The sequence below is a fragment of the Kitasatospora sp. NPDC093558 genome (assembly GCF_040683475.1).
Taxonomy (GTDB): Bacteria; Actinomycetota; Actinomycetes; order Streptomycetales; family Streptomycetaceae; genus Kitasatospora.
Map to the genome: position 1 here is coordinate 1 of NZ_JBFBDY010000234.1, position 9632 is coordinate 9632.

9 protein-coding genes and 1 rRNA gene are annotated in these 9632 nt (G+C 71.0%); all 10 read right to left on the bottom strand.

Annotated elements, in window-relative coordinates:
- Positions 1 to 94: 94 nt before the first annotated feature.
- Positions 95 to 739: a MerR family transcriptional regulator gene (locus tag AB0O00_RS21255; protein WP_363654017.1), complete on the bottom strand. Its 645-nt coding sequence runs from the start codon at positions 737 to 739 to the stop codon at positions 95 to 97.
- Positions 740 to 963: 224 nt separating this feature from the next.
- Positions 964 to 1440 carry a bifunctional nuclease family protein gene (locus tag AB0O00_RS21260; RefSeq protein WP_329924794.1) on the bottom strand — a complete coding sequence of 159 codons (477 nt, stop codon included), beginning with the start codon at positions 1438 to 1440 and terminating at the stop codon, positions 964 to 966.
- A gap of 74 nt (positions 1441 to 1514) precedes the next feature.
- Positions 1515 to 2255 (bottom strand): MerR family transcriptional regulator, encoded by a 741-nt coding sequence (locus AB0O00_RS21265; RefSeq protein ID WP_363654025.1) that lies wholly within the window; start codon positions 2253 to 2255, stop codon positions 1515 to 1517.
- 131 nt (positions 2256 to 2386) lie between these two features.
- Positions 2387 to 3154, bottom strand: coding sequence for an FHA domain-containing protein (locus tag AB0O00_RS21270; RefSeq protein ID WP_363654027.1), 768 nt, complete (start codon positions 3152 to 3154; stop codon positions 2387 to 2389).
- Between the two features lie 334 nt (positions 3155 to 3488).
- The gene (locus AB0O00_RS21275; RefSeq protein ID WP_363654029.1) at positions 3489 to 4337 is read right to left on the bottom strand and encodes a DUF881 domain-containing protein; all 849 of its coding nucleotides are present in this window, start codon (positions 4335 to 4337) and stop codon (positions 3489 to 3491) included.
- Between the two features lie 316 nt (positions 4338 to 4653).
- Positions 4654 to 4986 (bottom strand): small basic family protein, encoded by a 333-nt coding sequence (locus AB0O00_RS21280; protein WP_030062488.1) that lies wholly within the window; start codon positions 4984 to 4986, stop codon positions 4654 to 4656.
- The gene (locus AB0O00_RS21285) at positions 4983 to 6056 is read right to left on the bottom strand and encodes a DUF881 domain-containing protein (protein ID WP_363654019.1); all 1074 of its coding nucleotides are present in this window, start codon (positions 6054 to 6056) and stop codon (positions 4983 to 4985) included. Before AB0O00_RS21285 ends, AB0O00_RS21280 begins: the two co-directional genes overlap by 4 nt.
- Before the next feature lie 146 nt (positions 6057 to 6202).
- On the bottom strand, positions 6203 to 8698 hold the full coding sequence (locus AB0O00_RS21290) for a mannose-1-phosphate guanyltransferase (protein WP_363654021.1): 2496 nt from the start codon (positions 8696 to 8698) through the stop codon (positions 6203 to 6205).
- 124 nt (positions 8699 to 8822) lie between these two features.
- The gene (locus AB0O00_RS21295) at positions 8823 to 9443 is read right to left on the bottom strand and encodes a CDP-alcohol phosphatidyltransferase family protein (protein ID WP_363654023.1); all 621 of its coding nucleotides are present in this window, start codon (positions 9441 to 9443) and stop codon (positions 8823 to 8825) included.
- 97 nt (positions 9444 to 9540) lie between these two features.
- Positions 9541 to 9632, bottom strand: a 5S ribosomal RNA gene (gene rrf, locus AB0O00_RS21300); the annotation flags it as partial.

The following is a 9632-nucleotide window of genomic DNA, read 5'->3' on the forward strand; positions in this document are numbered from 1 at the left end:
TCTATCTCCCCACCCCCCCCCCCCCGCCGGCCGGGGCCCGGGCGGGCCCCCGGCCCGCCCCCGCGGCCTCGTCGATCGTGTTCCTGTCCGGTGGTCAGACCGCCCGGTGGCGGCGCTGGGCGAGTTCGTCCGCCGGGTCGTTCCCGAGCAGCGTCTCGCCGGTGTCCGTCCGCTCGGCGTGCAGCCGCCCGAGGGCCAGCTCCAGCTCCTGCCAGACCGCGCCCACCGCGATGCCGAACACGCCCTGACCGCCCTTCAGCAGGTCGACGACCTGCTGCGGCGTGGTGCACTCGTAGACTGTCGCGCCGTCGCACATGAGTGTCAGCCCGGCCAGGTCGCCCTGGTCGGCGGACTGCAGATGGGCGACGGCCACCCGGATGTTCTGCAGCGAGACGCCCGCGTCCAGCAGCCGCTTGACGATCTTGAGCAGCAGGATGTCGCGGAAGCTGTAGAGCCGCTGACTGGTCGCCGGGTACGCCGAACGGACGCTGGGCTCCAGCAGCCCCGTCCGGGCCCAGTAGTCCAGCTGGCGGTACGTGATGCCGGCCGCAGCGCAGGCCGTCGGGCCGCGGTAGCCGATGAGCTCGGAGGTCGGCGCCAGCCGCTCGATGGCTGGCTGGCCGGGCTGCACGGCCGGGAACCGGCCCACCCGGGGCAGGTCCGTCACGGTGCGAGCGGTGCGCGGCACGTGCACGGCGCACAGGCCTCCCACGGCCGCGTCATCGCCGGTGCTGCTCATGCCTACCTCCGTCCACTCGTGTTGCGGGCAACCCAGACCGCCGGCGTCGGGCACCCGGGCAGCCACTCCTGACGGTAGGCAGTCCCCTATGACCCGTCAACGATCGCCACGCCGAGCCGGACAAACCGCATCACTCAGGAGAGTGGTTTTTCGTGCCCCTAGTGTGGGTAGGTGGACGGTTTTTGGCAAAACGACTGCACGGCCCGTACGCCGGCCGGTCCACGCTACTGCGGACCACTGCCCCCGAAGTCCTCGGGCGACACCTGGTCGAGGAACTCGCGGAACTTCTCGACCTCGTCCTCCTGCTCGTCCGGGATCGCGATGCCCGCCTCCGCAAGCACCTCCTCGCTCCCGAAGATCGGCGTGCCGGTGCGCAGCGCGAGCGCTATCGCGTCGGACGGCCGCGCGCTCACCTCGACCCCGCCGGCGAAGACCAGTTCGGCGTAGAAGACGCCCTCCCGCAGATCGGTGATCCGGACCTCGGTGAGCTGCTGGCCGAGCGCCTCCAGGACGTCCTTGAAGAGGTCGTGCGTCAGCGGGCGCACCGGGGTCATCCCCTGCTGCGCGAAGGCGATCGCGGTCGCCTCGCCGGGGCCGATCCAGATCGGCAGGTACCGGTCGCCCCCGACCTCCCGAAGCAGCACGATCGGCTGGTTGGAAGGCATCTCCACCCGGACACCCACGACGTCGAGCTCATTCACACAGGCAACCCTATGGCTCTGGACCCGGATATGAAAGCGCAGACCCGACGCCGCTGGTCAGCGGGGTGGGGTCGTCACGGGCGGGTCCGCAGCCCGGCCTGGACCATCGCCGCGTGCAGCCGCACGGCCAGCGTCGCGAGCTCCCGCGCGGTGGCCTCGGCATGGGCCCTGGTCTGCGGATTGCGGTGCCGGCGCAGCGGCGCCACCACCTGCTCGACGAGGGCGACCTCCCGGTCGGCGGCGGCCTTCATGGCCCGCAGGTGCCGCGGTTCCAGCCCGTACCGGCCGAGCTCCGCGACCAGCCGGGCCACCTGCAGCGCCTCGCCGTCGTACCCGCCGTCCGGCCCGGAGGCGACCAGCCCGTAGGACTCCCACTCGGCCAGGTCCCCGTCGCCCGCCCCCGCGGCGGCCAGCAGCTCGGCCCGGCCGAGCCGGACGCCGGACGAGGCCTCGGCGGCGGCGACCAGCTCCCGGTCCGCCTCCTCCATCGGGCCGGGCCGCGCGTCGGCGGCGGGCGGCAGCGCGGGCGGCGCCTCCCCGCGCTCCATCGCGTCCAGGTGCTCGCGGATCACCCGCAGCGGGAGGTAGTGGTCGCGCTGCATCCGCAGCACGTAGGCCAGCCGCTCGACGTCGGCCGGGCTGAACTTGCGGTACCCCGAGGGCGTGCGCTGCGGCTCGACCAGGCCCTCCGTCTCCAGGAACCTGATCTTGGAGATGGTGACCTCGGGGAACTCGTCACGCAGGTGGGCCAGCACCGCGCCGATGCTCAGCAGCTCGTCGCCGCGGCGCCGCGCGCCCGCCCGCTCCGGCCGCAGCGGCTGCCTGGGGCCCGCGACCACCCCGCGCCCGTCCCGGTCCGGATGCGGACCGGAGGGCGCGGGCGTGGCCGCCCCGAGAGGTGAATCGGAGGTATTCGTACTCACTCGGGCTCCTGCTGACGTTGGGTTCAGTACCCCCGGTTGTGACCGGCGAAGAAGACGAGCCGGTACTTCCCGATCTGCACCTCGTCGCCGTTGTTCAGCGGCACCTCGTCGATCCGCTCCCGGTTGACGTAGGTGCCGTTGAGGCTGCCCACGTCCGCGACGGTGAAGCCGGCCGGCTGGCGGCGGAACTCCACGTGCCGCCGGGAGACCGTCACGTCGTCCAGGAAGATGTCGCCCTGCGGGTGGCGGCCCGCGGTGGTGATGTCGGCGTCCAGCAGGAACCGGCTGCCCGAGTTCGGACCGCGCTGCACGATCAGCAGCGCCGAGCCCGGCGGCAGCGCGTCGATCGCCGCCAGCACCTCGGCCGACAGGGCCGGCGTGGCGCCGGTGCCGGTCGTGGTGTTCGGGTCGTAGGACTCCAGGCCGGAGATCGAGATGGTCGACGTGGTCTCCGCCGCCCCCTCGGGCAGCACGCCACCGCGCAGCGCCGTTCCGCAGTTGGAACAGAAGCGGGCCGCGGCCGGGTTCTGGTTGCCGCACCGCGGGCACGGAGTGGGGCCAGCCATGTTCACAGCCTCCTGGCGCGGCACACCCGACGGGTTGTGCCCGGCGTACGGGTCCGGGGCAAACCCTCCACCAGAGGTTGAGGGTCCTGACGGGAAACCTATGCGCGGGTCGCCGGAAGGGTCAACCGACGCGCCGTAGCCCGCCGGATTCCCCGCGTACTGGGCGCCGCCGTCGCGGTACAGCTGCCGCTCCGCGTACTCCGCCGCCTCCGGGGCGGGGCGCATGCCGGGCACGGCGGGCTCGTCGTCGGACCGGCGGTGGCGCGCGGTCGGCGCCTCGACGGCCGCGTCGCGGTCCTTGTTACGGCCGAACAACTTAGAGAAGAAACTCACGGGCGAATCCCCTTGCGTGTGACAGACCCGCCCGCGGGGCAGGGTGAGAACCTCGGACAGGCTGCGGGCCCGGTCGCGGATCGAGCCGGCTGGAGTGGTACTCCGACGGTTGGTGCGGCGGTTCTTCCTCCGTTGCGTGCTGATATGAACCAGTCTCGCCCACGCCACGACGGCTCCCCGCACCGGGTGCCGCCCGCACGTGACGGGCCGTTCGCCAGGCGCCCCGTCACTTCGAAGCCGGCTTGGCGTACTGCGGCGTCCTCAGATCGACGATCGCGTCGACGACGACCTTCTGCGGAGTGGCGATCGTCGCCCGCGCCTGATGGCTCTCCAGCGTGCGGACGACTCCTCCCGGGATGTTCAGCGCGGGCGTCAGGTCCTGCGGGTTCCCCACGACCGTGAAGCGGTACGGCTGCGAGACCTTCTTGCCGTCGATCTGCACACCGCCGCCCGTCACGTCCGTGAAGTTGGTGTTGACCACCACGCGAACATCGTTGATCTGAATCGCCTCCGCCCCCGCCGCCCGGAGTTCCTGCAGGGTGTCCAGCAGCATATCTGCCTTCACCTGCCCTTGGGGATCATCGACAGTGAGTACGATGCCCGGACCTGTGGCTTTGACGGTGCCGGCGAGGACGCCGAGCTCCGTCTCCTTCTTCCTGGTCTGTTCCTGGGCCTCCTTGGCCTGGTTGGAGCTGTTCTCCAACTTGCCCAAGGACTGTTCCAGCTCCGCCTTCTCCTGCTGGAGACGCTGCTGACGGCTGTCCAGTTCGTCGAGGATCCGGACGAGGTCCTCCTGACGGGCGCCGCGCAGCTGGTTGTGGTGGTCGTTGGTCGAGCGCACCTGGATCGCGAGCGCCAGGCCGAGCGAGAAGAGCAGCAGGGCCACCACGAGCTGCCCGCGCGACAGCCGCGGCGGCCAGAGCGCGGCCTTGAGGCGCCGCCGCCCGGTGTTCCGGTCGACCACCTCGGGAGCGGGCTCGACGGACTCCGGCTCGGGCGCCGGCTCGGGCTCCGGCTCCGTGTCGGCGGCGGGCTCGGCAGCCGGTTCCGCGACGCGCTTCACGAAGGACACCACGACGGGCTCCGACACCGGCTCCGACACCGGCTCCGGAGTCTGCTCCGGTTCCGGCGTCGCCTCGGCCTCCGGCGCGGACGCCTCGACGGGCTCCGCAGCACGCACGCGCTCGGGCTCGGCCTCGGTCTCGGGCTGCTCCGACGGCTCCTCGGCAGCCGCCTCGGCCTCCACGGGCTCCTTCGCGACAGCCTCCTCCTGAACCGCCTTCGCCTCGGCCCCCGTCTCCTCGGCGACCTCCTCCTCAGCCGCCTCAGCCGCCTCAGCCACGCCGTCCACGTGCTCCTCGTTCTCCTCCGCCGCCGACCCGCGGCCCGGCTCAGGCACGGAAGACATGACGCCGGATCGCCGCAGCGTTGGAGAAGATGCGGATGCCGAGGACGACGACCACACCCGTGGACAGCTGCGAGCCCACGCCCAGCTGGTCACCGAGGAACACGATCAGCGCCGCGACCACCACGTTCGACAGGAACGACACGATGAACACCTTGTCGTTGAAGATCCCGTCCAGCATCGCCCGGACACCGCCGAACACCGCGTCGAGCGCCGCCACCACCGCGATCGGCAGGTACGGCACGACGGCGTCCGGCACCTCGGGCTGGACGAAGAGCCCGACGACCACCCCGATCACGAGACCCAGTACGGCAATCACGGTCTAGCTGCTCCTGTCGCTGTCGTGGTCTTCGTGCTCCCGCCCGTCGGGCGCCGCTTCGAGCTCGGGCCCGCGCCGGTGGCGGACGGTGAAACGGACGCGCTCGGGCTCTCGGAGGTTCCGCCCGTGGCCGACGGAGTCGGGCTCGGGCTGGGCACCGCCGGCGCCGATGGCGACGGCGACGCCGTCGGCGAGGGCTCGGGCGTCACCGGCTGCGCCGTCCGCAGCGTCACGCCCACCGCCGCCGGCAGCGTCAGGCTCTTCTGCGTCGAGAGCGTCGACTTGATGCCGTACTTCTCCTCGAGCAGCCGCAGGTACTCCCCGGCCATGTCCTTCTCGAAGGCGCTCAGCAGCTTCGGCCCGTCCCCGATCGCCTGGATCGTGTACGGCGGCACCAGCGGCCGGTTGTCCACCAGAACGGCCTCGCCCGCGGCCCGGATCGCCGACAGCGCCGTCAGCCGCTGCCCGTTGATCGAGACGGCCTCCGCGCCGTTCCCCCACAGCCCGTTCACCACGAGCTGGAGGTCGCGGTCCCGCAGCCGGCCACTGTTGGAGAAGCCCTGCCCGGCCCGCGGGTCGACGTTCCCCCCGTTGCCCGTGCCGGCGGCGTCCTCCAGGACGAGCTTCACCCCGGGCCCGGTGACCTCGCCCAGGCCCACCAGGCCGGCCAGCCCGTCCGCGCCGTCGCCGCCCGCGGGGAGCGCCTGGCGCTGCGCACTGTCGACTTTCTGCCGCAGGTCCTGGACCTGCTGCTGGAGGCGGTCGGCCGCGGTGTTGCTGTCGTTGACCCGGTGGATCAGCGCGTCCCGCTCCTTGGCGAGCGTCGGCTCCGCCTCGTGCGCGTTCACCGCGCCGATCGTCAGCACGGTCCCCACCAGCGCCAGCCCCGCGCCCAGCGTGACCAGCCCCCGGAGCGTCACGGGTATCCGGCTGTCGCGCTCACCGCCCCGCGCCGCGGCCGCTTCCGCGTACCCCTCGTCCAGGCTGTGGTCCATCACGCTGTTGAGCAGGGACATCGAGGCGTCCGGACGGTTGTACCGTCCGTTGCTGGCACTCGGCGTCGCTGGCATGCGGACCATCGTCCCATGTCGGCGAAGGCCCTCGTGCACACCCCCTGACCTGCGCACTCGACATACGGTGGCGGACCGCGTCGAATGTCGCGAAAACGGACAGCGGGGGCGTACGAACCATCCGCACGCCCCCGCCGTGGCCCCGCCTAGCGTCCGGCGCCGTCGACCACCGCGGCCCACTCGTCCAGCAGCGCCTCGGTCGCCTCGTCGTCCGGGCCCTCCGCCCACAGGTGGGTGACCGCCTCGGCCGGGTCCGGCAGCACCAGCGTCCAGCGCCCGTCCGGCTCGACGACGCGCACACCGTCCGTCGTGTCCAGCCGCCGGCTGCCCGCCGCCTCCACGACCGAGCGCATCACCATGCCCTTGGCCGCCCACGGCGTCGCGATGTCCCGCCGCCGGATGTGCGCCTGCGGGATCCGTGCGTCGATCTGGCTCAGGGTGAGCTGCGTCCGCGCCACCAGCCCGACCAGCCGGACGAACGCCGCGGCCCCGTCCAGCACGCCGCTGAACTCCGGCACCACGAACCCGCCGCGCCCGTCCCCGCCGAACACCGTGCCCTCGGCCGACGCCGCCTTCGCGAGGTCGTCCGGCGTCGTCGTGGTCCAGATGACCTGGGTGCCGTGGTACGCGGCCACCTGCTCCGCGATCCGGGTCGTCGTCACCGGCAGCGCCACCTGCCCGCTGCGGCGCTCGGCGGCGACCAGGTCCAGCAACACCAGCAGCGCCCGGTCGTCGTCGATCACGCGCCCCAGCTCGTCGACGAACGCCACGCGCTCGCCGACCGGGTCGAAGCGGACCCCGAACGCCGCCCGGGACGACGCCACCAGCTCACCCAGCCTGGCCAGCCCGGCCCGCCGCGTCTCCGCGTCCTCCGTCGGCCGCGCCTCGTCCAGCCCGCTGGAGACGGTGAGCGCCTCCACCCCGAGCCGGCCGAGGATGCTCGGCAGAACGAGCCCCGCGCTGCCGTGCGCGGTGTCCACGACCACCTTCAGGCCGGCCTCGCGGACCCCCGTCGTGTCGACGGTCCGCAGCAGGTTGCCGGCGTAGGAGTCGAAGACGCTGGACGGGAAGGTCAGGTCCCCGATCTCCCCCGGGAAGGCCCGCCGGAACTCCTGGCGCGCGTACACCCGGTCCAGCTTGCGCTGCCCGGCCTGGGACAGGTCGGCCCCACGCTCGTCGAAGAAGAGGATGTCCAGCGAATCCGGCACCCCGGGCGTGGTCCGCAGGAAGATGCCGCCCGCGCTCCCACGCGCCGTGTGCTGCCGGGCGACCGGCATGGGCACGTTCTCCAGGTCGCGGACGTCGATCGCGGACGTCTGGAGCGCCGAGATCATCGCCCGTTTGAGCGCACGCGCACCACGCGAGTGATCACGCGCAATGGTGACGGTGGCCCCCTTCTTCAGCGTCGTGGCGTACGCGCCGGCCAGCCGGACGGCGAGCTCGGGGGTGATCTCGACGTTGAGGATCCCCGACACGCCGCGCACGCCGAACAGGTGCTCCTGCCCGCGGGACTCCCAGATGACCGAGGTGTTGACGACGGCACCGGCCTCGATCGTCTTGAACGGGTAGACCCGGACGTTGGCCGCGATGATCGACTCCTCGCCGATCAGGCACTCGTCCCCGATCACCGCGCCGTCCTCGATCCGCGCGGCCCGCATGACGTCGGTGTTCTTGCCGACCACACAGCCGCGGAGGTTGCTCTGCGGCCCGACGTAGACGTTGTCGTGGACGACGGCGCGGTGCAGGAAGGCGCCGCGCTTCACGACCACGTTGCTGCCGAGCACGGTGTGCTCGCGGATCTCGACACCGGCCTCGACCTTGGCGTAGTCCCCGATGTACAGCGGCCCGCGCAGCACCGCCTCCGGGTCCACCTCGGCGCCCTCGGCCACCCACACGCCGGGCGAGATCTCGAACCCGTCGATCTCGACGTCGACCTTGCCCTCCAGGACGTCCGCCTGGGCCTTGCCGTAGCTCTCGTGGGTGCCCACGTCCTCCCAGTAGCCCTCGGCGACGTACCCGTAGACCCGCTTGCCCTCCTTCAACAGCTGAGGGAAGACGTCGCTCGACCAGTCCACGGACTCCCCCGCGGCGACGTAGTCGAAGACCTCGGGTTCCATCACGTAGATACCGGTGTTCACCGTGTCCGAGAAGACCTGCCCCCAGGTCGGCTTCTCCAGGAAGCGCTCGACCCGCCCGTCGTCGTCGGTGATCGTGATACCGAACTCCAGCGGATTGGGCACCCTGGTGAGACAGACGGTGACCAGTGCGTTCTTGCTCCGGTGAAAGTCGATCAATTCGGAGAGGTTGAAGTCGGTCAGTGCGTCACCGGAGATCACCAGAAAGGAGTCGTCCTTCAACGCGTCCTCGGCGTTCTTGACACTCCCCGCAGTGCCGAGCGGCGTCTCCTCGTGGGCATAGGTGAGGTGCATGCCCAGTTCCTCGCCGTCACCGAAGTAGTTCTTGACCAGTGACGCCAGGAACTGGACGGTGACGACGGTGTCGGAGAGGCCGTGCCGCTTCAGTAGTCGAAGCACGTGCTCCATGATCGGCCTATTGGCCACCGGAAGCAGCGGCTTCGGCATGCTGGAGGTCATCGGGCGGAGTCGGGTGCCTTCGCCCCCTGCCATTACAACGGCTTTCATTACGGGTGCGTCCTCCTTCGCGGTGCTGGACCTACAGGCCCATCAAACCGTTCCAGAGGGTCCTCTACCCGGAAGGCATCGTCCGACGCACCGAGGCGCCGTGGCACTTCTCTCAGATCACGTCTCAGACTGTGGACGCGGAGCCCTTCGAGCTCGCCCGCACGATCTGCCGCGCCTGCACGGCGTAGAGAATGCCGGCCCACCAGTACAGCGTGGTCCCCCACCAGATGAAGGCCCAGCTCACCACCTCGGCCGGCCGCGCGATCCAGCTGTCCCCGCTGCCGAGCAGGAGAAGCGGAAACGCGTACATCAGGTTGAAGGTCGCGGCCTTCCCCAGGAAACTCACCTGGAGCGGCCCGTATCCGTGCCGGTTCAGAATGGGCAGGAGCGCGGCGATAAAGACCTCGCGCGCCAGCAGAATGCCCGTCACCCACCACGGCAGAATCCCACGCCACGTCAAACCGACCAGGGTGGACAGCACATAGAGCCGGTCCGCCAGCGGATCGAGCAACTGCCCCACCCGGCTGACCTGCCCCCACCGCCGGGCGAGCTTTCCGTCCAGGTAGTCACTGACACCGCTGAGCGCCAGGATCAGCAGCGCCCAACCGTCGTTGTTGGGCCCGTCGAACACCGGCCAGAGAATGAGCCAGAGGAAGAGCGGAACACCCACCAGCCGGCCCATGCTCAGCAAGTTGGGGATGGTGAGGACGCGATCGGTCTGGACCCGCGTCTCCTGGACCTCCACCCGGTGGCCTCCTGTACCGTGCGATGACAATGCACATTGACCTTACAACAGAGAAGCCCCCGACCGGTTCACCGGCGGGGGCTTCTCTCGAATGATTGTTCGGCGGCGTCCTACTCTCCCACAGGGTCCCCCCTGCAGTACCATCGGCGCTGTGAGGCTTAGCTTCCGGGTTCGGAATGTAACCGGGCG

Coding starts and splice junctions, on each gene's coding strand:
- AB0O00_RS21290 (WP_363654021.1), bottom strand. CDS start 8,698: ATGAAAGCCGTTGTAATGGCAGGGGGCGAAGGCACCCGACTCCGCCCG.
- AB0O00_RS21255 (WP_363654017.1), bottom strand. CDS start 739: ATGAGCAGCACCGGCGATGACGCGGCCGTGGGAGGCCTGTGCGCCGTG.
- AB0O00_RS21285 (WP_363654019.1), bottom strand. CDS start 6,056: ATGCCAGCGACGCCGAGTGCCAGCAACGGACGGTACAACCGTCCGGAC.
- AB0O00_RS21270 (WP_363654027.1), bottom strand. CDS start 3,154: ATGCGCCCCGCCCCGGAGGCGGCGGAGTACGCGGAGCGGCAGCTGTAC.